Here is a 19,457-nt window from a genome sequence, read left to right as displayed (position 1 = left end):
GTCGCCTGGGGTGCAACAGCTATTTTCTAGCTCGACGCCCACCGATCGCATCGAACGAGGCAGGTCGCGCAATCACTCGTCGGTATCCCACACGTCCGCCAGTGGACTCGAGCGAGACGAGCGTCGCGACCGGCCCGACTGTGACGACGAACGGCTGGATCGCCCCCCGGCGGTAGACTCTGAGGTGCTCGCACCCCGGCGTGACGATCCAGTGGCGGAACGATCGCCGAGTGCGGTTTGGGGCTCGAAGGTCGGCAGGTCCGGTTGTTGCATCCGATCGACCTGCGCTTCGAACCAGTCGGGCATATCAGTCCGCGCACGGTCGAACAGATCTACCAGGCTCGAGTCCGCGAGATACGTCGCGCCGTAGTCGTCGGGCGCACGGACGACTCGGCCACAGGCCTGAATCACTGTGCGAAGCGTCGTCCGGTAGTACCACGCCCACTGGCCCTCCTCGAGCCGGTGGGCCACCCGCGAGTCGCCGGTGTTGAGGAAGGGGGCCTTACAGAGCACCTGCCAGCGACAGAGGTCGCCTTTGAGATCGAGGGCTTCCTCCATCTTCACCGAGAGGAAGACATCGGGCTCGTCGCTGGCTTTCCAGGCCTCGAGGGCGGCGTCGCGACCGTCGCGATCGTGAGTCCGAATCCGCTCGCCGACGCCAAAGTCGGCAAGCAGGTCGGCCAGGCGCTCCTGAATGTCGTAGGAGTGGGCGTGGATCAACCCCTTCTCGTCGGGGTGGTGGGCCATTAGTCGGACGATCGTCCGCGCGATCTTCGGCGTCGTCTCGTCGCGGTGCTCGTAGGTCATCTTCCCCTGTGTCACGTCGTACAGCGGCCGGTTCTCGACGGGGAAGGTGTGCTCGACGTCGACCAGCGCGACTCGCTCGGGCTCGAGACCCACCTGCCGACAGAAGGCCGCCTTGTTGAGGATCGTCGCCGACAGAAGCGCGAACTTGTTGCCCCGATCCCAGACGGTGTGCTGGAGGTACTTTTCGGGGTTCATCGGCTTGATCGTCAGCGGGCCGCCTGCGGGGTCGTCTGCGTCGTCGGCGCTATCGTCGCGACCGTGTGGCTTGGACTGGTCGACCAGCCACGTCGTCGGACTCTGCGGGTCGCGGTAGTCGGAGACGAACCACTCGAGCTCGCCGATGAGCTCCTGTAAGCGATCGCGCTCGCGCACGTCGGCGGCCGAGAGCGTCTCCTGTGCGAGCAGCTCGTCTTTTCGGCGTTCGCAGGTTCCGGCCAAATTGTCGGCGTAGCGGACGGCACGTTCGACGGAGTCGACCTCGGGAACACGTAGCTCGTCCCAGAACGGGACGGTTCGCGGGCCGAGTTGGATCGTCGCGTACATCTCGGCCCACTCGGCGAGACCGTGGGCCTCGTCGACGACGACGACGTCGCGTTTCCGGAACACATCGCTACCGGCGGTCTGCATGAAGTAGGCCAGCGTCATCGCCGCGATCTCACGGTTCGACGCGATCGCTCGGTCCGAAAAGTACGGACAGCGATGTTTGACCGAGCAGTCGTAGCCTCGCTCGCGCACACATGGAGCCTGATTGACCGGCGTGTCACGTTCGTCCGGCAAGATGCAGGTGTAGTTCGACTTCCCGCGGATGACGTTGAGGTCGGCCAGGAGGTCGTCGGCCGCCACGTCGTCTAACTGGGAGACCTGTGGCGTCGTGTAGTAGGCTCCCGTGGCATCGCTGGGGTCGCCCTCGCCGGCCCGCCGGGCACAGCCGGCGACGGCCCGAGCCAGCAGGGACTTGCCACTGCCCGTCGGTGCGCGAACGAGCACGACGTCGTTGCCGGCCGCAAAGGCGTCACGAATGTCGCGCAGGGCCTGCTGCTGTGCCCCGCGGTAACTCGGCGCGGGAAACTCCTCGAAGAGCCGCTCGGGATTCACCGTTCGTCTCACGGCGCGGCCACGTCGTAAAAGCTGCGGACCGTCGCGTCCGTTGTGAATCAGCCGTGCCAGGGGGCCGCCCATCGTCGGTGAAACCGGGGACTATTCATCGGTATCAGTCGCCTACGGACCAGAAGTGGCCGCCATCGAGGGTGGTAGTCGGCCGATTACAAATACGGAACCCGGCGTCGCACTGATGTGTGGAAGGGTCGCTCAGCGGAAGAGCACCGCGGTGCCACCTGGTTCCGCGGCGGCACTTTGCCCCGTGGCGTTCAAATCCCACCCCTTCCGCTCGCGGTTGCGGTTCCCCGTGGTTGTGGCTGCGTGCTGCGGTCGCGAGACGACACGCTCCGACGCAGTGTGGCGGTGCAGTACCGACCGACTCCCGACTCCTGTCATGTTTTTACTGCGGGCCGAGTTGCGACGTCTCGTCGTCGACCTGTTCGAGTCGCTCGACATCATCGGCCGTCGGATAGTCGGGCAGTACCTCGAGGCACGGATAACACAGCAGGTGTGAGGTCCCGTCCTCGAGGTCGAGCGTGATCGCGGTCCCGACGGTGCCGGCGTCGGTGCCGAATGACCAGAGGTTGGCGATCCCGCCCGAAATCGTGACCGTGCGGCCACAGCCGTCACAGGAGGCTTTCGACATAGCTGCGTGTGGGTGTCGCACGGTGAAAGCCGTTCGCCTGTCGCGATAGTCTTCGCGTGGCGAGAGCCCGCACAGCGGTTATCCGACATTGCGATGTAGCGCCACATATGGAGGTGAACTGCGAGGGCTGTGCGGGCTGTTGTCTGGACTGGCGCGGACTGCTCGCGGACGAAGCGGACGCTCGAGACGCTGTCGACGGAGACGGACACCGACGGCGCGATCCGTTCGAAGGTGAAGACTCGGTCGAACCGTCTCGGGAGCCACTCGACGACGACCCCACGTTCGTCCCGCTGACCCGCGACGAGGTGCGGGCGTTTCTCGAGGCCGGAATGGCAGACGCACTGACCCCGCGGTTCTGGCACGCCCGCGACGAACGCGAGGAACCACGTTCCTCGGACTCCTCGAGCGGAGAGGCTCCGCGAGAGGGCGTCGAGATCGACGGTCACACCATCGCAGCCATCGCAGGTCGACCGGTCTTTTTCATCGGGCTCCGGAAACCGCCGAAGCCGGTGGCCCCGTTCGATCGCGACGAGCCGGCGTGGCTGCCGACCTGTGTCTTTCTCGATCCGACGACGCTGCAGTGTCGGATCCACGAGGACGACCTGTTTCCCGCCGAGTGCGGCGCGTATCCGGAACACACCCTCGCGCTCGGACAGGAGACCGAATGCGAGCGCGTCGAGTCGGCCGTCGGTGGCGATCGGCTACTCGCGGCCGACCACGACGATCCCGACGGCCTCCTGTTGGGCTCGCAGGCGATCGGGGCGAAGCTGTTCTGTCATCCGCGGCCGGCGGCTCTCGAGGGGATCGTCGAGCGGGCCGCAGCCGACGACCTCACTAGACGGGATCGCGCCGAGCCGATCGCGGTCGCCGCGGCCTCGAGTCCCGGGACGCTCGCCATCTCCGAGTATCACTACGAGCAGGCGACCGCGCAGCTACTCGAGGGCGAAGACACCGACGTGGAGGCGACTACGACGGAGTCCTGGGTCGGCCCGGCGAGCCGCGACTGGTATGAGCGCTGCCGGGAGGCCGGCGAAGCGGTTCCGTCGCCAGCGGTCGCCGACGCTATCGAGGGCGAGCGGGGCGCACCCGAGACGCCGGGCTGGGACGCCCGCGAGTGAGATTAAGCCCTTCCAGTCCAAATGGCAGGTATGCGAGTACTCGTAACGGGAGCAACCGGGTTCGTCGGGCAGCGGCTCGTGGCCGCGCTCCTCGCGGAGACGGCCCACGACGTGACAGTCCTCGTGAGGGACGCTGCGAGCTACGAACCACCTGACGGCGTCACCGTCGTGGAAGGGGACGTCCTCGAGCCGGGGAGCTTCGAGGCAGCGCTGGCGGACGCAGACGTCGCCTACTATCTGATCCACGCGATGGGTGCCAGCGGGGACTTCGCCGAGCGGGATCGACGCGCCGCGCGGAACTTCGAACGGGCCGCAAGCGACGCCGGCGTCGAGCGGGTGATCTATCTGAGCGGGCTCGGCAGCGAGGGCGACGCGCTCTCGAGTCACCTCGCCTCTCGCCGGGAGGTCGAGACGCTCCTGCGAGCGGGCAGCGCCGACGTAACCGTCCTCAGAGCGGCGATTATTATCGGTGACGGCAGTGCGAGTTTCCGGCTGGTCCGCCAGCTCGCGACGCGGCTCCCGGTGATGGTAACACCACAGTGGGTCGACACCGACTCACAGCCGATCGCGATCGACGACGTGATCGCGTATTGTCTGGCCGTCCTCGAGCGTCCGGAGACGGCCGGCGAAACGTACGAGATCGGGGGGCCGGACGTGCTCACCTACCGCGAGATGCTGCTCGCAACCGCGGAGATCGCGACCGGTCGCCGCCCTATGATCATCTCCGTACCGGTCCTGAGTCCGCGACTCTCGGCGCACTGGGTCGGGCTCGTCACCGACGTTCCCAGAGAGGTCGCCTACCCGTTGATCGAGGGCGTTCGTAATCGCGTCGTCGTCACGGACGACCGGCTCGAACGGCTGGTCGACCTCGAGTTGACGCCGTTCGATGTTGCGGTTCGACGAGCCGTCGGCCTCGAGTCGGGCGACGCCGAACGGAGTGTCCAGGCCGAGACGGCAGCACCGACAGAGCGGGGCGGGAAATGACCGGTTCGGTCGAGTACGGCGAGACGTGGGTCTACGAGAGTCTCCTCGGGACGATTCCCGGGCTGAACGTCTCGGGTCGAACGGCGATCGGCATTCAGTTTCTCGGCTTCGAGGCCGCGATCGTCGTCGTTGCAGCTCTGTATGACCTCTGGGCGGCGGTCGTCCCCGGCACGGTCGCCGTCATTGTCGCGACGGTCGGCAGTTGGCTCATGCTGCGATTCAGCCGATCCGTTCGCAAGTTGCCGACGCCAACGGCGTACCGGCGGTTGCTGTTCGGCTCGAGCATCGACGTCGTCCTCGGCGTAGTGGCGTTCATCGCACTCGTCACCTATCTGTTCGTCGTCGATCCACGGAGCAGCGAAGCCGGGACGTCACTGCTCGTCGATCTCTTCGGGACCGAGCCGCCGGCGCTTGCGATCGGTCTCGCGTTGCTCGTCCTCTGGGACGTGGTCTATCGGATCGGGACCTGCTGGTGGGCGAGCGTCGTCGGGCTGTGGCGGGCGATCACCTACGCGTTCGAGCCGGGTTCGACACACGCGTACCAGCGCATCGACGCGATCAACGTCGGCTTCGCAGCAGTGCAGTTGCTGTTAGTGCCGCTCGTCGCGGATCACGAGGTGTTACTCGTCGCGGTCGTCGGTCACGTCGTCGCCGTTGCGGTCGTTGCGACGCTTTCGATCGTCGTTCAGGGACGAAAAAAAGAGAGGGAAGTGGCGTCTCCCGGCCACCGTTAGTTCGACTTGATCTGCTCGAAGGTATCGAGCAGGTCCTCGGCGGAGTCGCCGGCGTCGTACTCGACTTCACCGCGATAGATCGTTCGCTCGTCGTCGAAGTCGGTATCGACCGTCGACGCCTGCTTTTCGCGGCGCTCGTGCTCGTCTTCGTCATAGGCACCCATTGACATGGTAAGTATCAACATGGTACGGCCGTCGCGACTATTAATGTAACGGTCGTTCACACCCGGTGGCAGTGACGCTTCTCCCCCGTGTGAACGCGGGGACCTACGCCGATCGAGTGGAGCTGAGTTCCGCGAGTGTGCGTCCCATACCGAGTATCCCCGTAGGTGGGGCACAGTGGGACACAGCGAACGATATATGCATCCGCCCACCGTAGGAACGAGCGTGGCACGGCCGCTTCGCTTTCGTTACTCGCCCCAGTCGTGGAACGACGGGCGTATCCACCGAGAGATCCTTCAACCGCTTCAGTCGAACATCGGCGCAGAATCCGTCACGCCCTGGTTCAAAATCGGCGGTAACTGGCAGGGACATCGCTTCGAGATGCAAAACGGCGACGTCGCTCTCTTTGCACACGCCAACGGTGATGCCTACTGGATGGGCAACACCGAAACGCCGTCCGCGCTGTGGAAGACCGATAAGTTCGGCTGGCGGGACGTCCCCCACCACGTCGCACGATGGGCCAAGCGGGAACTGACCGCGACGCTCCACGAGCGGTCCCCTTGGCTCGCGGACTACCCCCACATCTCGTGGTTTTTCCTGCCCGTTTTCATGTCCAAAGACGGCCGAGACTCGACCCGCGCGTTCTTCCGGGACCACGCCGCGGGCTTTCCCGACGCCGACCACCGTGAGACGACCCAGTTTTTCGAGGACTTCCTGTCGACCGGCGTCCTAGACGAGTATCGACACGTCATGTCGGGGAAACTCGGCACCAGCGACCACGTCGACCGCGTCCGGATGAGCGCCGCAATGGCCGAGTTCATCGCCGCGAAACACCTCACTGATGCCGGCTACGACGTCGTCCCCGAAATCGAGGTCACGACCGGCCACTCGCTCGATTTCCGCGCCAAAGCCGATGACACCAACGTCCTCGTCGAAGTCACCCGGCCACAGCCGCCGGGTACTCGCGCCGCCACCGGCCCCGTCGCCGCCGTCCGCGAGACGGCCGAGACCAAAACCAACGGCCAGCTGGCCGACCACGGCGGCGGCGCAACCCTGTTCGTCGACTGCTCGAGCTTCCGGGACGACGAGTGGGCCGCCGTCCGCGGCGAACAGCCCGACGTGCGCCACCGTCCCGCCGTCGTCTACCGCACCCGGCCGAACGGTCACGTCGAAGGCTACCGGAAAGGAGCGGTTCCGCTCGAGTTAGCCGACGCGATGGCGGTTCTCGACTGACCTGCGATCACCAACGCCGGAACTCCGGTTGGTCGTTTCGTCGTGCCGCTTGTCGGAGCGTACGTCCGAGGGGTTCAACGAGGTCGACGAGCGGGGCACAGACCGTAGCTCGCACTCCTCTGGCTGTAGCTGTGACGGTGCTGCGACGCGATCGGCTGAATACCGACTCGAGAAGGAACGCGGTCTTAGAACGAGACTGCGTCGGGCGAATACGGACTGCCGACCGGTGTCGGGTCGCGGTCGCTGTAGCCGACGCGGCCGACAGCCTTGTCGCTGACAGCGGAGTAGACGGCGAGACGTGCGTCTTCCGGGTGCTCGAAGGTTTCGGACTCGAGGCGGGCGAGTACGTCGCCGACCGTTTCGGACCCGTTGGGGAGTTCGAGGGTCCGGTCCCCGTACTCGTCGATCAGTTCCTCAGTCGTTGCGGGGTAGTCGTGGTCGTCGATGACGTCGCCGGTGCCATTGAGCAGCATTACGCCCTATCATCCGTGAACGATAATTATAAACATTGTCCATGCATGTTTTCTAGCCTCATTATATACCTAATACGCCTAGTAGATGTGAAACAGACATGTCGACCGATCGAGAAGCAGGCGCAGGTCCGGAGAAATGCCTTTAGGAACGGCCCTGTTCGGGTACGGTATGCCATACGCGGACTTACACGTCCACACCACCCGCTCGGACGGCAGTTTGCCACTCGAGGCGGTCCCCGAGGTCGCACGTCGCGATGACGTCGACGTCGTCGCGGTGACGGACCACGATCGGGTCCAGCCGTTCGACGGGCCGGTCGTCGAACGCGACGGCGTGACGCTCATCCACGGGATCGAGCTGCGGGTCGGCACCGACGCTTCTCAGCGGATCGATCTACTGGGGTATGGACTCGAGCCGAGTGCGGCCCTCCAGACGATCCTCGAGTCGATTCAAGAAAATCGCATGGAGCGCGGGCGGGCGATCGTCGACTGCGTGGAATCGCGGCTGGGCGTCGATCTTGGCGTAACGATCGATAGCGGATTCGGACGGCCCCACATCGCGCGGGCGATCGACGCCCACCCACACATAGAGTACGACTATCAGGGTGCGTTTGACCATCTCATCGGCTCCAACTGTCCGTGTTACGTCCCCCGTGAGGTCCCGTCGTTCGAGCGGGGACTGGCGGCGCTGTCCGAGTCGTGTCGGCTCGTCTCGCTCGCTCATCCGCTGCGCTACCGCGATCCCGAGCAGGCGCTCGCGCTTTCGGCCGAGCTCGACGCCGTCGAACTCCAGTACCCCTACGGCCGCGAGGTCGACCGCGAGCCCGTCGAGCGCGCGGTCGAGCGTCACGATCTGCTCACCACCGGCGGCAGCGACGCACACGACGAGCGCCTCGGTATCGATGGGCTCTCTCGGCAGACCTACGAGCGCCTCGAGCTGACAGCGGAGTGATACAGCGAGTGATCGCTAGCGGAGGGTTCAATGCCTCGTGGTCCGTACGGGCGGGTATGAACTGCCACTACTGTGACCGCGAGGCCGCCTTCGCAGCCGAGTCCGACGGGCTCAAAGTCGGTCTCTGCGAGGAACACTTCCGTGAGCGGTTACAGGAGCTCGCGGAAGCTGACGGGCTCGAGAGCCTCAAAGAGAAAGTCGACGTCGACCGCGCCGAGTAAGCGACGGTCCAGTATTACGCCGTTCGACCCGCATCGACGTCAATCGCGTCGACCGGACAGACGTCGACACAGAGCATACAATCGATACACTGTGCCTCGTTTGCGGGGTCTGCCTTTTCTTCGCTTTCGGGGTGGCCCGGCGTGTCGACCCACTCGAAGACGTCGACCGGACAGTCCTCGACGCAGGCTCCGTCGGCCAGACAGATGTCGAAATCGACCGCGACGTGCGTGCCGTGAATCCCGAGTTCTTCGGGTTCATCGACGGGGCCCCAGACCGAATGACCGTTGTGTTCGTCGACCTGTTCCCGATTCTCGGTGAACTGTGGATCGATAGCCATGACTAACATGGTAGATGTCAGACGCGCACTTAAAAGTGCGTGCTCGTCTCATTGAGAGTCGGTTGCCCTCGAGTGGGGCAGCAGCCTCGGACGAGTACGAACGCACCGCTTTTGCACGTTCCGTCAGTAGACCCGGTATGGACCTCACACACCGTCCCCGCCGGCTCCGGCAGGACCGGGTTCGCGACCTCGTCAGCGAGACCAGCCTCGAGCCGACCGATCTGATCGCGCCGGTGTTCGTCGACGCGACGACCGACGAGCGCGTCCCCATCGAGTCGATGCCCGGCCACGAGCGGGTGCCGGTCGACGATGCCGTCGCCCGCGTCGAGGAAGTGCTCGAGACCGGCGTCGAGGCCGTGATGCTCTTCGGAATTCCGGAGTCAAAAGACCCCGAAGGAACCCGCGCCTGGGCCGACGACGGCGTCATCCAGGAGGCGCTACGTCAAATTACGAGCGAGACTGACGCCTACGTCATCACTGACGTCTGTCTCTGTGAATACACCGACCACGGCCACTGCGGGCCGCTCGAGGAGGAACTGCGCGGCGATGCGCTCGCGGACGGCCCCGCCTGTGAGCCGACACTGACCGTCGACAACGACGCGACGCTCGGGGCGCTTGAGAAGATCGCTGTCTCTCACGCTCGCGCGGGCGCTGACATGGTCGCGCCGAGTGGGATGATGGACGGCATGGTCGGTGCGATCCGATCGGCGCTCGACGGGGCAGGGTTCGAGGGCGTCCCGATCATGAGCTACGCGGCAAAGTACGAGAGCGCGTTTTACGGTCCGTTCCGGGACGCCGCCGACGGCGCGCCGTCGTTTGGCAACCGGCGACACTACCAGATGGACCCCGCGAACGCCCGCGAGGCCCTGCGAGAGGTCCGACTGGACGCCGAACAGGGTGCAGACGTCATGATGGTCAAACCCGCTCTGCCGTATCTCGACATTGTCAGCGCCATCCGACGGGAGTTCGACCACCCCGTCGCAGCTTACAACGTCTCCGGCGAGTACGCCATGCTGCATGCCGCCGCCGAGAAGGGATGGCTCGATCTCGAGGCCGTCGCACTTGAGTCGCTCCTGTCGATCAAACGGGCCGGTGCGGATCTGATTCTGACCTACTTCGCGGAAGACGTCGCACGACAACTGTAGCGGCGGTCGCCGCCGTCGCGCGTCAGCGAGGTGCCCGTTAGTTGCGACTCGAGACGGCTCTATAGACGAATGTCAAGAAACGGTCGGCCCGCCAACGGGCGGTGGCAATATCTACCGCGCGCGACGCCGGGACGCCGAGACACCCCAGGGCAACGGTAACCGACCGGGCTGTTCCCCCGCTGACGCGGTGTATCGACAATCGGTGGGGGTTGACAAACGCGTAGAATATAGCCGTTGCGAGAAGCAGCCCCCCACAACTGCGACCCTTATACACATTATATCCAATTTAGCTTTGTCCGTATAACCCTATTACAGGTCGAGTTTTGGACAAACAACAACGCTAATCCTTAAATGGTGCAAGAGCTACGAGTCAAAACGTGATTTGGAACACGAATGCGGTGCTGATTGCAGAAGGAAAGCACGATCGCCCGATCGATAGTACGTTCGGTGTGTGGAACGCCGAGGTGAGCGCCTGATGGACGCGACGCTCCTGCAAGCCGAGACCGAGATGCTGATGGAGTCGATCAACTACACGTGGGTTCTGGTCGCCACGTTCCTGATCTTCTTCATGCACGCCGGCTTCGCCATGCTCGAGGCGGGGCAGGTGCGCTCGAAGAACGTCGCGAACCAGTTGACGAAGAACCTGCTGACATGGAGTGTCGGCGTGACGGTGTTTTTCCTCATCGGCGTCGGCGTCGAGGGCGTCGTGGCTGGAAGCGGCTTCACGCCCGCGTTCCAGAGCGATCCGACCGGCTGGATGGACTGGCTGTACGGCGCGGTCTTCGCGATGACCGCTGCGACCATCGTGTCGGGTGCCGTCGCCGGACGGGCGAAGCTCCGTGCGTACGTCACCTACACGTTCCTGCTGGCGGCGGTCATCTACCCTGTCGTCACCGGACTCACGTGGGCCGGTGGCTACATCGAGACCATCACTGGAACGCCGTTCGCTGATTTCGCAGGCGGGATGATCGTCCACGGGATGGGCGGCATCGCCGGTCTCACCGCGGCGTGGGTGCTCGGCCCGCGCATGGATCGGTACAACAGCGACGGCACCGCGAACGTCATTCCCGGTCACTCGCTGACCTTCGCCGTCCTCGGGACGTTGATCCTCGCCTTCGGCTGGTACGGCTTCAACGTCGGCACGTCGGCGATCATCGACATGGAAAACGGCGTCTTCCTCGGCGACCAGCTCGGTCGCGTCGCGATGACGACGACGATCGCGATGGCCTGCGGTGCGATGGGTGCTGGCCTCGTCGCCTGGCTCAAGACCGGCAAAGTCGACACGCTGTACGTCGCCAACGGCCTGCTGGCCGGCCTGGTCGGTATCACGGCGATCCCCAACACCACCGCGTGGTGGGGCGCGTTCGTTGTCGGCGGCCTCGCTGGCGCACAGTTGCCGCTGGTCTTCGAATTCGTCGAACAGTACCTGAAGATCGACGACGTGTGTGCGGTCTTCCCCGTCCACGGCTCGGCGGGCATCCTCGGAACGCTGCTGTTCCCGTTCGTGGCCGCCCCAGGCGTCGTCGACAGCGTCGCGAACGCGTTCGTCGCACAGCTCACCGGCGTCGTCCTCATCAGCGCCTGGACGATCGCGACGACAGCTGCCATCTGGTACGCGTTCAAGGCAGCCGGCCAGGCCCGCGTCTCGGCTGCACACGAACGCGACGGGCTCGACGTCTCCGAACACGGCGTCGACACCTACCCCGAGTTCGGCCAGCCCGACGTCGCGACCGACGGCGGCAGCGCCGACGAGCTCATTCGTACCGATGGGGGCGAGCCGACCGACGGACAGATCAAGATGGTCACGGCGATCGTCCGCCCCGACCGCCTCGGCCAGATCAAGACCGCCCTCGCCGACGTCGGCGCACCGTCGCTGACCGTCACCAACGTCTCCGGACGAGGCTCCCAGCCCGCCAAGAAAGGACAGTGGCGCGGCGAGGAGTACACGGTCGACCTTCACCAGAAGGTCAAAATCGAGTGTGTCGTCGCCGACATCCCAGCCGGCGACGTCGTCGACGCCATCCGCGGAGCCGCCGAGACCGGCGAACCCGGCGACGGCAAGATCTTCATCATGCCCGTCGAGGACGCGATGCAAGTCCGGACCGGCAAGACCGGCCCGGACGCCGTCTAACTCGAGGTCGCCGCGAACACAGTCCGTTTCCGGGTCGACTTCGGCCATCGAGCAGTACCACTCGGCTCGACGGATAGTCGGAGCGCAATCGAGTACTGCGTCAGAACTTACTGTAAGTCCTGCAGTTGTCGTTCGAGTCGGCGCAACTGCCGCTGCATATAGAGCAGATAGGCGAACAACACCACGAATACGGACCCGTAGCCGGCGAGGAGAAGCGTGTCCATCTTACCGCACCTCTTCTTTCTGAAGGATGATTTTATCTTCGATTTCGTGGAGTCGGATACGGATCGCCATCACGTAGATGTAGAGCAACGCCAACGCGAGAAACGAGATCCCGAGGATCAGCGGATCGATGTTCGCACTCACGCTCGAGTTCGCGATCGTCGGCTCGTGAAACGTCGGCGACCAGAGTCGGCCGGCGGTGTACGTAATCGGGACCGTGACGAACGCGACGACGCCGTACACCGCGGCGAAGCGCTCGTCGCTTCCCCGCTCAGTCGAGGCATAGACGGCGAGATACCCCGCATAGATCAGCCAGACGATCAGAAACGTGACGAGCCGAATGTCGCTCCACTCCCACCAGGAGTTCCACACGACTCGTCCCCACATACTCCCCGTCGCAAGCGTCAGTGTCGCGAACAGAAAGCCGATTTCCCCGCCGCTGTGAGCGAGGCGATTCCAGAAGCGTCCTTCGTACCGGAGATACAGCAGACTCCCGATAAACGTCGTCGACAACGCAAACGCGGTGAGAAACGCCAGTGGAATGTGCCAGTACGCGATGAGATTGATTCCGTGTTCGATACCGTACATGGTCCGGGAGGCGACGCCGAAGACCAGCGCAAGCGAGACCAGACCGAACGCAAACGCACCCCACCTCACGACCCGACTCCACATAACCCAGTGAAACAGGCGGATGAGTGACGCGAGTTGTCGAGAGAACGTACGCATACCGCAGTACTTGAAAGCGCCTGACTTAGTTTTTTTCCAGTCGTTATCCGACGAGCACTGCCAGAATGGCTTTGTCGAGTTCGAACAGCAGGCCAATACCCGTCACGACGAGTGCGTACCCGCTCACTCGGCGGATCAACGCGGGCCGCTCGAGCGACCGGACGCGATTCGTGAGCAGCGTACTCGCCCGTTTCCCGCCGTAAGCGACGGCCAGCAGCGGGCCCGAGAATCCGACACCGTAGGTGAACAGAAGCGTCGCACTCCGAGTCACGTCACCGGACGTCCCGACGTACGCGAGGACGCTGCCGAGGACGGGGCCGACACAGGGGAGCCAGATGATGCCGAGAAACAGCCCCAAGACGACACCGCTGACGAGCGGGTGCTGTGTGTTCTCGACGGCCCTCGTCACTCGAGACGCCGGACCGGTAATCCGTGAGGCAGCAGTCGTGTAGGCGTCATGGAGGTCGTCGTCGGCCATGATCGCGCCGAACGCGATGATCAGGACCACGAAGGGCACTCTGAGCGTCTCCGGCGTCACGGCGTTGAGTAATGACGTACCGATACCGAGTGCAGTAAACGAAATGATACTCCCCGCGACGATCGCGATCGGTCGCAGTCGATGGCCGGCACTGCCCGCGAGAAGGGGCGGAATCATGGGAAGACAACAGGGTGTCAGCGCGGTCAGCGTCCCCGCAACGAAGACAGCGACGAGTCCGGCCACATCGAACATGGCACCACATTGTAACACGACTCAAAAGAACGTGCTGGATCCGAGACCGGCGGATCCGCGGCGGCTATCAGCGACGGTCTAGTCGCCGACCGATTCGTTTCGAAGCGGCTGGTCGTAGTACTCGACGTCGTCGGGAATGTCGCTCTCGTTGAGCGATTCGGTCCCGGTCGGGATACCGGCCAGCTCGAGTTTCTTGCGCATCGGGTTCATGTCGTAGCCGAGCTCTTCCTGCGTCCGTGGGTAGTAGATACCCTCTTTCGGCGGACCAGTCGTCGGGAAGTCTTGCTCTTTCCCGACGAACTCGGGACGGTCGTGACCGTTCATGTAGCCAGCGATATCCTGAGACTCATCCCAACCGCTCACCGTATGCGGCGTGCCGTACGGCATCGCCTCGCGGATGAACGAGGCCGAGGTGTACATCCGGCTCATGCCGGCACCGTCGTTGAACGCGTCCGGCCCCCAGAGTGCGGGTGCAGTACCCTCGATACCCTGTCCATCATCGCCGTGACAGGAGGCGCAGTTCTCGAGGTAGAGTTCGGCACCGCGCACGGGGTTGACCTCTTCGATCGGTTTCTTCTCGTCACTGTCGGGCTTGTTCAGGTGTGACCAGTAGGGCTGTCCCTTCACCGGCACGCCTTCGCTCAGCCACTGCATGTACGCCTCCATGGCCTGCATCTCTCGGCTGTCGTAGGCTGGCGTCCCCTCGGGGGAAGCCTGGGAGTTCATACTCCGGTCGAAACAGCCCATCAGGCGCTGGCGCGAGTCACGCATGCGGTCGCGTCGGGACGTCCACTCCGGCAGGTCCGCGTGGGTTCCCACGAGCGGAATCATCTGGATATCTTGCCCGACCATCCCCTGTGTCATCCCGTAGCGCGGGTCAGTGCCGCCGTGGCAGCTGGCACAGGAGAGTTCGTTGCCGACGTGTTCGGGCATCGCCTGGGAGGTGTTTCGCATGAGTTCACGCCCGTAGAGAACCATCTCGCGCTCCTGTTCGTTCGAGGGGAGCGTCGAGTTGTTCATCTCCTTGGGGGAGAACTGCACCTCGTCACCGGCGGTCGCGTTCCGGTATTCGAAGTTGTTTTTCGAGTCACCTTCGCGGAGGTCTTCGTCGAACACCTTTCGATCGGGCCACTGTTTGGGAAGATCGGTCGTCTCGTTGGCTTCCCCACCGGGCGCCGACGGCGCGGCACAGCCAGCGAGGGCGATTAATACGACAACCCCCAGTAACGGGAGGAGATTGCGGTTCATCGCCCGACGTCACCTCCGATTGAGATCCACGACTGACTTCGTCTCTGCATACTGCCAAGTACAGTAACTAATGATTAAACATTTATGGTCGGCAGAAATTCACGGTAATGGTAGAGTCGAGAGCAACCACCGCTGCCTCGAAACACAGGAGATTACAATCAGATGTCAATTTCGCCGAGGAAGGTATTTACTATCACGATTTTCATCGCAGCGATCGGAATCGGCTACTATTCGATGAACGCAGCACCAGTATTGAGCGACGACTCCTATACGTATCACGGGGACACGGAGTGGCGAACCGACATCGACGACGCACAGCGGATCGCCGCCGAAGAGAACAAGCCGCTCCTCATCTACTTCTGGACGACCTGGTGTACGTACTGCGAGGACTACAACGCGAACGCGTACACCGATCCAGCCGTCCTCGAGCAACTCGACGAGTTCGTCCTGCTTGCGGTTAATCTCGAGGACAACAGCCAACAGGCAGGACAGCTCCAACAGCAGTACGACGCGAACTATCCGCCACAGCACGTCGCTGTCACGCCAGAGGGCGAGGTACTGGTCGAAATCAACGGCTACGCCGAGACGGACGCGTTTCAGGGCTATCTGAATGAGGCACTCGAGGAGTGGGAAACCCAATGATGGGCGGAACGCTCTTGATCGGCGCTGCATTGCTGTCCGGTCTTACGGCGACAGTCCTTCTCATCACGAACTATCTCCGGCGTGAGGAGCGGTATCTCGACGCCGCCACGCCGCTGATCGGTGTGACTGCCGGACTGCTCAGTCTGGCGCTTGCCTATCTGACCTACCAGTTCGTCACCACCGATTACGCGAACGCGTACGTCTGGAACAATACTGCCAACTATATTTCGCTCTTCTATCGGATCACTGGTGTGTACGCGGGGAATCAGGGCTCGATTCTCCTCTGGGCAGCACTGACGGCCGTCGTCGCGTTCTGGGCCGTCGCCGTTCGCGGCCTCGAGCGCCGCGAGACGAGACTCGTCCAGGGGATCACGATGGGGGTCGTGACCTACTTCGCGGCGATGCTGGTCGTGGACAGCCCCTTCAAGCCGATTTCGTCGGAGTTCCCGGAGATGGACCCGGGATTCGTCCCGATCGATGGAACGGGACTCAATCCCCTGCTCATCGATCCGTATATGGCGATCCATCCGCCGATCATGTTCATCGCATACGCGCTGTTGACGATGCCGTTTGCCATCGCCGTTGCGCATTTCATCTCGACGATTCGCGGTGAGGGTGGTCTCTTCGACGAGTGGATCGGTAGCGTCACGCGCTGGCTACGCATCGCGTGGTTGTTTTTGACCGCGGCGATCACACTCGGCTCCCTGTGGTCGTATCGGGTGCTGGGCTGGGGCGGGATCTGGGCGTGGGACCCCGTCGAGGTCGCCGTATTGATCCCGTGGCTGTTCCTCACGGCGACGCTGCACGCGGTGATGAACTATCGCTCCCGGTCGACCTACGCGACGCTTGCCCCTGCGATGACCGGAGCGACGCTCGCACTCATCGTCTACGCCACGGCAATCGTCCGCAGCGGCGTGTTCCGGAGCGTCCATTCGTTCGCCGATGGCGGCATCGGTGCTGCACTCTTGGTGTTGTTGACGCTTACCTCGATTCTCGGCGTTGGACTCCCGCTCGGGTACTGGCTCCTCCGTGAGCCGGAAACGGCATCTGAGACAGCGGCGGACACATCGCAGTCCCAGCAATGGATCTCGCGCGTGAACCTGAAACACCTCGCGGTCCTGAGTATCGGCCTGCTCGGCTTCGTCTCCGTCTGGGGACTGACGTTTCCCGTGCTCAACGCCTCCGTGACCGGCGTCGAAGTCGAAGTCGGCGGGCAGTACTACAACCTCTGGAGCTACCCGATCGTCCTCGGCGTGTTACTCGTCCTCGGGTTCTACATGGACTACGACGTCGAGGGCCGTCGGCGCGCGCTGATCTCGCTGGGGATCTTCTCGCTGCTGACCGTCCTCGCGGCACTGGTCGCACCCAGCGAGGCGTGGACGCTGTCGAACGTCGATGGCAGCGACGCGCTGTTGTACCGACTCGTCGGGAACGCGAGCGCGCTGTCGATTCTCCCACCGGCAGCGTACGTCTGCCTGACGGTCATCAAGCGAACGCTCGAGTTCATCCCCGGCAACCCGAACCGGAACTTCCAGCTCAAGCAGGTGGGGATCACGATGATCCACGTTGCCTTCGCGCTGCTCGTGGTGACGGTGACGTTCTCCTATCTCTTTACGGCCCAGTCGTCGCTGGTCGTCGCCGATGCCGACCGCGAAGCGACGATCGAGGGATCGGCCGTCCACGAGGTTCCCGAATCCAACTATGCAGTTCAAGTATCCGACTACCGCTCGTATCAGCGACCCGAAGAGCCAAACGTCGAAAACATGGCGCTCTCGAGCGAGCAGATCGCCTCCCGCGGACAGGAGATCCACGAGACGAGACAACCGGTCTACGGCACGGCGACGCAAATCAACGCCGGGCCGAACGCGACCGTCATCCAGCTCGATAACTCGGCCGTCTGGATCGGCGTGATGAACGCGAGTCAGACCGAACTCGGGATCGCAGAAGGCGATCAGGTCGTCGGGGTCGGCACCGTCATGTGGGACTTCCTGCCGGAACTGCCACAATCCGACGGCGTCGTCGTTACCGAAGCGGCGAACGTCGGCCCAGTCTCGAACCCACCGTCCGCACTCGACCAGACGCGCGTCGAAGGAACCGCCGTCGGGCTCACCGTGTATGAGAACGGCGAACGGATCGCTCGCGGCAACGCCGGCCAAGAACGCTACCTCCAGCAAGGCGGAATGGAAGTCCGCGATGTCCTCGTCGACCGCGGCCTGACTCACGATACGTACGTCATCGCAGCGGTCGACGACGGGACCGTATCGCTGACGGTCAAGCAGATCCCACTGATGACCGTGATGCGGCTCAGCGTCGCCGCGTTACTGGTGGGCATGCTCTTCGTGATCGTGTTCGACCCCGCACACGGACTCGCCCGACTCTGGCCCCGCGTCACGCGCCAGCAGAACGTCACCGAAACCACATCAGACTAACCCATGAGAAAGATAGTCCTCGGCTTCGTCGTCCTCGTATCGCTTTTAATCGTCCCCGCGACTGCCACTGCCGAATCGGTTTCCGGAACCGTCGTCGTCGACGGCGGCTCCGCCGACGGTGAGACGGTCACGATCGCACCGCTGGGCCCTGGAAACGACCTTGTCGAAAACGCGACCGAAACGACGGTCGAAAACGGCTCGTTCAGCTACGAGCCCGTCGAGGGTGCCATCACCTACTTCATCGAACTCGAGCACGAGGGCACGACACACTACGCGCTCGTCGACGACGGTGAACAACCCGACTTCGTCCTGAACGACACGATCGAAGGTGAGCTCGTCGACGAGAACGGCACGCCGATTTCGAACGCCACCGTCTCCGTCACGAGCAAACTCGGACCCGAAGTGACACAACTGAATACGACCGATGGCTCGTTCACGATCGGCCCGGTCCAGCCCGACCGCGTTTACACCCTCGAGATCAAGGCAAACGGTGCCACCTACGAACGAGCAGTCTCGACCGATGACGACGCGGCGAACACGACCTTCGAGTTGCCGACGCCCACGACGGATCGAGACGCACTGACTCTCGGTGGCGGCCAACCGGTGAACCACCTCCTGAACGTTGGGCCGACGCAAAACGGCACCGGGCTGTTCGTCGTCGAAACAGTCTCCGTCGAAAACACCGCTGACCGGCCGTTCGCCGGTGACGTCTCCTTTGCAGTGCCATCGGACGCGGAAGTCGTCACGGCAATGGTCGGCGACGAACGCACGTCAGTCAGTCAAACGAACGGCACGGCGACGGTCGAGACGACGATCACTCCACAGGAACCGGCTACCATCAACGTGTACTATCGCCTCGAGGATCAGGCGTTCGAAAAACCGGTCGGCTACGATGTCGAGCAGTTCGCGATCCAGTTCGCCGAATACGATCTGAGCCAGGTCGAGGTCTCCGACAACCTCGTCGAAGCCGACGCGCCGATGCCGATGGTGACGAGTACGGGGCCGCTCGAGGCAGACGACCAAATCTCGGTGAGCATCACCGAATCCAATCAATCGGTTGCCAGTGACCAGACAAACGGCGGTCCGGGAGCCGGCGAGTTCCCGCTCGGGCTTGTGAGTCTCGGCTTCGTCGCCATCATCGCCATCGGACTGGCCGCGTATCGGTACCTGTAGGCCAGTCTCCCACCGATGAGGGATCGGCAGCCGATTCACAGCGGTTGATTTCGTTCGAATTTCGCTGAACCAGCCAGTATGTAGATGTGCGAACGTACTGTTGATCAATCTGCCAGTGCTGACAGATATTCTCACCGCCGTGTAAGAAACAGCGACCCTCCTCTGGCAAGTCGGAGCGGTGGTAGGTAGCCCTCGGTTGATGACGCGTGTTATTGGCAACAATCGAAGGGGACAGGTGTTTCCTTGGT

20 protein-coding genes and 1 tRNA gene are annotated in these 19,457 nt (G+C 63.4%); 12 read left to right on the top strand and 9 right to left on the bottom strand.

Features of this window, described 5'->3' with window-relative positions:
• Positions 1–72 precede the first annotated feature (72 nt).
• Positions 73–1,902 (bottom strand): helicase C-terminal domain-containing protein, encoded by a 1,830-nt coding sequence (locus E2L06_RS00880; protein WP_138782470.1) that lies wholly within the window; start codon positions 1,900–1,902, stop codon positions 73–75.
• Positions 1,903–2,104: 202 nt separating this feature from the next.
• On the opposite strand from E2L06_RS00880, the gene E2L06_RS00875 reads away from it, so the two are divergent.
• A tRNA-Gly gene (locus E2L06_RS00875) sits at positions 2,105–2,193 on the top strand.
• A 112-nt stretch (positions 2,194–2,305) separates the two neighbouring features.
• On the opposite strand, the gene E2L06_RS00870 is transcribed toward E2L06_RS00875, so the two are convergent.
• Complete coding sequence (locus tag E2L06_RS00870) at positions 2,306–2,551, bottom strand: hypothetical protein (RefSeq protein WP_138777720.1); 246 nt, start codon at positions 2,549–2,551, stop codon at positions 2,306–2,308.
• A 107-nt stretch (positions 2,552–2,658) separates the two neighbouring features.
• On the opposite strand from E2L06_RS00870, the gene E2L06_RS00865 reads away from it, so the two are divergent.
• The 3 genes from E2L06_RS00865 to E2L06_RS00855 are packed head-to-tail and all read left to right on the top strand — an operon-like array spanning position 2,659 to position 5,387.
• Positions 2,659–3,669: a YkgJ family cysteine cluster protein gene (locus tag E2L06_RS00865; protein WP_138777718.1), complete on the top strand. Its 1,011-nt coding sequence runs from the start codon at positions 2,659–2,661 to the stop codon at positions 3,667–3,669.
• 30 nt (positions 3,670–3,699) lie between these two features.
• Positions 3,700–4,653, top strand: coding sequence for an NAD(P)H-binding protein (locus E2L06_RS00860; protein WP_138777716.1), 954 nt, complete (start codon positions 3,700–3,702; stop codon positions 4,651–4,653).
• Positions 4,650–5,387 carry a hypothetical protein gene (locus tag E2L06_RS00855; RefSeq protein WP_138777714.1) on the top strand — a complete coding sequence of 246 codons (738 nt, stop codon included), beginning with the start codon at positions 4,650–4,652 and terminating at the stop codon, positions 5,385–5,387. Before E2L06_RS00860 ends, E2L06_RS00855 begins: the two co-directional genes overlap by 4 nt.
• Here E2L06_RS00855 and E2L06_RS00850 read toward each other — a convergent pair.
• Entirely contained in the window at positions 5,384–5,557 is a 174-nt protein-coding gene (locus E2L06_RS00850; protein WP_249361448.1) for a DUF5786 family protein, read from the bottom strand. The two genes, E2L06_RS00855 and E2L06_RS00850, sit on opposite strands and share 4 nt — an antisense overlap.
• Before the next feature lie 217 nt (positions 5,558–5,774).
• Between E2L06_RS00850 and E2L06_RS00845 the strand changes: the two genes are divergently transcribed.
• Positions 5,775–6,782 carry a DUF5784 family protein gene (locus tag E2L06_RS00845; RefSeq protein ID WP_138777712.1) on the top strand — a complete coding sequence of 336 codons (1,008 nt, stop codon included), beginning with the start codon at positions 5,775–5,777 and terminating at the stop codon, positions 6,780–6,782.
• A gap of 185 nt (positions 6,783–6,967) precedes the next feature.
• On the opposite strand, the gene E2L06_RS00840 is transcribed toward E2L06_RS00845, so the two are convergent.
• Positions 6,968–7,255, bottom strand: a complete 288-nt coding sequence (locus E2L06_RS00840; protein ID WP_138777711.1) for a DUF2795 domain-containing protein — start codon at positions 7,253–7,255, stop codon at positions 6,968–6,970.
• 169 nt (positions 7,256–7,424) lie between these two features.
• Between E2L06_RS00840 and E2L06_RS00835 the strand changes: the two genes are divergently transcribed.
• Both E2L06_RS00835 and E2L06_RS21645 read left to right on the top strand, forming a co-directional pair.
• Positions 7,425–8,204 (top strand): PHP domain-containing protein, encoded by a 780-nt coding sequence (locus E2L06_RS00835; protein WP_138777710.1) that lies wholly within the window; start codon positions 7,425–7,427, stop codon positions 8,202–8,204.
• Between the two features lie 56 nt (positions 8,205–8,260).
• The gene (locus tag E2L06_RS21645) at positions 8,261–8,425 is read left to right on the top strand and encodes a DUF6757 family protein (protein ID WP_006183007.1); all 165 of its coding nucleotides are present in this window, start codon (positions 8,261–8,263) and stop codon (positions 8,423–8,425) included.
• A gap of 14 nt (positions 8,426–8,439) precedes the next feature.
• Here the strand turns inward: E2L06_RS21645 and E2L06_RS00830 are convergent, their stop codons facing one another.
• Positions 8,440–8,763 (bottom strand): ferredoxin family protein, encoded by a 324-nt coding sequence (locus E2L06_RS00830; RefSeq protein WP_008013714.1) that lies wholly within the window; start codon positions 8,761–8,763, stop codon positions 8,440–8,442.
• Positions 8,764–8,900: 137 nt separating this feature from the next.
• Here E2L06_RS00830 and hemB point away from each other — a divergent pair, with 137 nt between their 5' ends.
• Positions 8,901–9,908 carry a porphobilinogen synthase gene (hemB, locus tag E2L06_RS00825; RefSeq protein WP_138777709.1) on the top strand — a complete coding sequence of 336 codons (1,008 nt, stop codon included), beginning with the start codon at positions 8,901–8,903 and terminating at the stop codon, positions 9,906–9,908.
• Between the two features lie 475 nt (positions 9,909–10,383).
• On the top strand, positions 10,384–12,039 hold the full coding sequence (locus E2L06_RS00820) for an ammonium transporter (protein WP_138777708.1): 1,656 nt from the start codon (positions 10,384–10,386) through the stop codon (positions 12,037–12,039).
• A gap of 107 nt (positions 12,040–12,146) precedes the next feature.
• Here E2L06_RS00820 and E2L06_RS00815 read toward each other — a convergent pair whose 3' ends face one another.
• From E2L06_RS00815 to E2L06_RS00800, 4 genes are all read right to left on the bottom strand, one after another.
• Positions 12,147–12,263 carry a CcmD family protein gene (locus E2L06_RS00815; RefSeq protein WP_138777706.1) on the bottom strand — a complete coding sequence of 39 codons (117 nt, stop codon included), beginning with the start codon at positions 12,261–12,263 and terminating at the stop codon, positions 12,147–12,149.
• Between the two features lies 1 nt (position 12,264).
• Positions 12,265–12,987, bottom strand: a complete 723-nt coding sequence (locus E2L06_RS00810) for a cytochrome c biogenesis protein (RefSeq protein WP_212750759.1) — start codon at positions 12,985–12,987, stop codon at positions 12,265–12,267.
• 43 nt (positions 12,988–13,030) lie between these two features.
• The gene (locus tag E2L06_RS00805; RefSeq protein WP_138777704.1) at positions 13,031–13,717 is read right to left on the bottom strand and encodes a cytochrome c biogenesis CcdA family protein; all 687 of its coding nucleotides are present in this window, start codon (positions 13,715–13,717) and stop codon (positions 13,031–13,033) included.
• A gap of 78 nt (positions 13,718–13,795) precedes the next feature.
• Complete coding sequence (locus E2L06_RS00800) at positions 13,796–14,965, bottom strand: c-type cytochrome (RefSeq protein WP_138777702.1); 1,170 nt, start codon at positions 14,963–14,965, stop codon at positions 13,796–13,798.
• Positions 14,966–15,199: 234 nt separating this feature from the next.
• Between E2L06_RS00800 and E2L06_RS00795 the strand changes: the two genes are divergently transcribed.
• The 3 genes from E2L06_RS00795 to E2L06_RS00785 are packed head-to-tail and all read left to right on the top strand — an operon-like array spanning position 15,200 to position 19,209.
• On the top strand, positions 15,200–15,607 hold the full coding sequence (locus tag E2L06_RS00795) for a thioredoxin family protein (RefSeq protein WP_138782468.1): 408 nt from the start codon (positions 15,200–15,202) through the stop codon (positions 15,605–15,607).
• Entirely contained in the window at positions 15,604–18,036 is a 2,433-nt protein-coding gene (gene ccsA / locus E2L06_RS00790) for a cytochrome c biogenesis protein CcsA (RefSeq protein WP_138777700.1), read from the top strand. Before E2L06_RS00795 ends, ccsA begins: the two co-directional genes overlap by 4 nt.
• 3 nt (positions 18,037–18,039) lie before the next feature.
• A complete protein-coding gene (locus E2L06_RS00785) occupies positions 18,040–19,209 on the top strand; it encodes a carboxypeptidase-like regulatory domain-containing protein (protein ID WP_138777698.1) in 1,170 nt (389 codons plus the stop codon).
• The last annotated feature ends 248 nt before the right edge of the window (positions 19,210–19,457 follow it).

Source organism: Haloterrigena sp. H1, from assembly GCF_005938085.1.
GTDB lineage: Archaea > Halobacteriota > Halobacteria > Halobacteriales > Natrialbaceae > Natrinema.
Note: the sequence above shows the minus strand (reverse complement) of the source record. Positions and strands in the feature narration are given on the sequence as shown.

Bases quoted from the DNA above. Each gene is read 5' to 3' on its own strand.
- E2L06_RS00870 (WP_138777720.1), bottom strand. From the start codon at position 2,551: ATGTCGAAAGCCTCCTGTGACGGCTGTGGCCGCACGGTCACGATTTCG.
- E2L06_RS00865 (WP_138777718.1), top strand. From the start codon at position 2,659: ATGGAGGTGAACTGCGAGGGCTGTGCGGGCTGTTGTCTGGACTGGCGC.
- E2L06_RS00860 (WP_138777716.1), top strand. From the start codon at position 3,700: ATGCGAGTACTCGTAACGGGAGCAACCGGGTTCGTCGGGCAGCGGCTC.
- E2L06_RS00855 (WP_138777714.1), top strand. From the start codon at position 4,650: ATGACCGGTTCGGTCGAGTACGGCGAGACGTGGGTCTACGAGAGTCTC.
- E2L06_RS00850 (WP_249361448.1), bottom strand. From the start codon at position 5,557: ATGTCAATGGGTGCCTATGACGAAGACGAGCACGAGCGCCGCGAAAAG.
- E2L06_RS00840 (WP_138777711.1), bottom strand. From the start codon at position 7,255: ATGCTGCTCAATGGCACCGGCGACGTCATCGACGACCACGACTACCCC.
- E2L06_RS00835 (WP_138777710.1), top strand. From the start codon at position 7,425: ATGCCATACGCGGACTTACACGTCCACACCACCCGCTCGGACGGCAGT.
- E2L06_RS21645 (WP_006183007.1), top strand. From the start codon at position 8,261: ATGAACTGCCACTACTGTGACCGCGAGGCCGCCTTCGCAGCCGAGTCC.
- E2L06_RS00830 (WP_008013714.1), bottom strand. From the start codon at position 8,763: ATGGCTATCGATCCACAGTTCACCGAGAATCGGGAACAGGTCGACGAA.
- hemB (WP_138777709.1), top strand. From the start codon at position 8,901: ATGGACCTCACACACCGTCCCCGCCGGCTCCGGCAGGACCGGGTTCGC.
- E2L06_RS00820 (WP_138777708.1), top strand. From the start codon at position 10,384: ATGGACGCGACGCTCCTGCAAGCCGAGACCGAGATGCTGATGGAGTCG.
- E2L06_RS00815 (WP_138777706.1), bottom strand. From the start codon at position 12,263: ATGGACACGCTTCTCCTCGCCGGCTACGGGTCCGTATTCGTGGTGTTG.
- E2L06_RS00810 (WP_212750759.1), bottom strand. From the start codon at position 12,987: ATGCGTACGTTCTCTCGACAACTCGCGTCACTCATCCGCCTGTTTCAC.
- E2L06_RS00805 (WP_138777704.1), bottom strand. From the start codon at position 13,717: ATGTTCGATGTGGCCGGACTCGTCGCTGTCTTCGTTGCGGGGACGCTG.
- E2L06_RS00800 (WP_138777702.1), bottom strand. From the start codon at position 14,965: ATGAACCGCAATCTCCTCCCGTTACTGGGGGTTGTCGTATTAATCGCC.
- E2L06_RS00795 (WP_138782468.1), top strand. From the start codon at position 15,200: ATGAACGCAGCACCAGTATTGAGCGACGACTCCTATACGTATCACGGG.
- ccsA (WP_138777700.1), top strand. From the start codon at position 15,604: ATGATGGGCGGAACGCTCTTGATCGGCGCTGCATTGCTGTCCGGTCTT.
- E2L06_RS00785 (WP_138777698.1), top strand. From the start codon at position 18,040: ATGAGAAAGATAGTCCTCGGCTTCGTCGTCCTCGTATCGCTTTTAATC.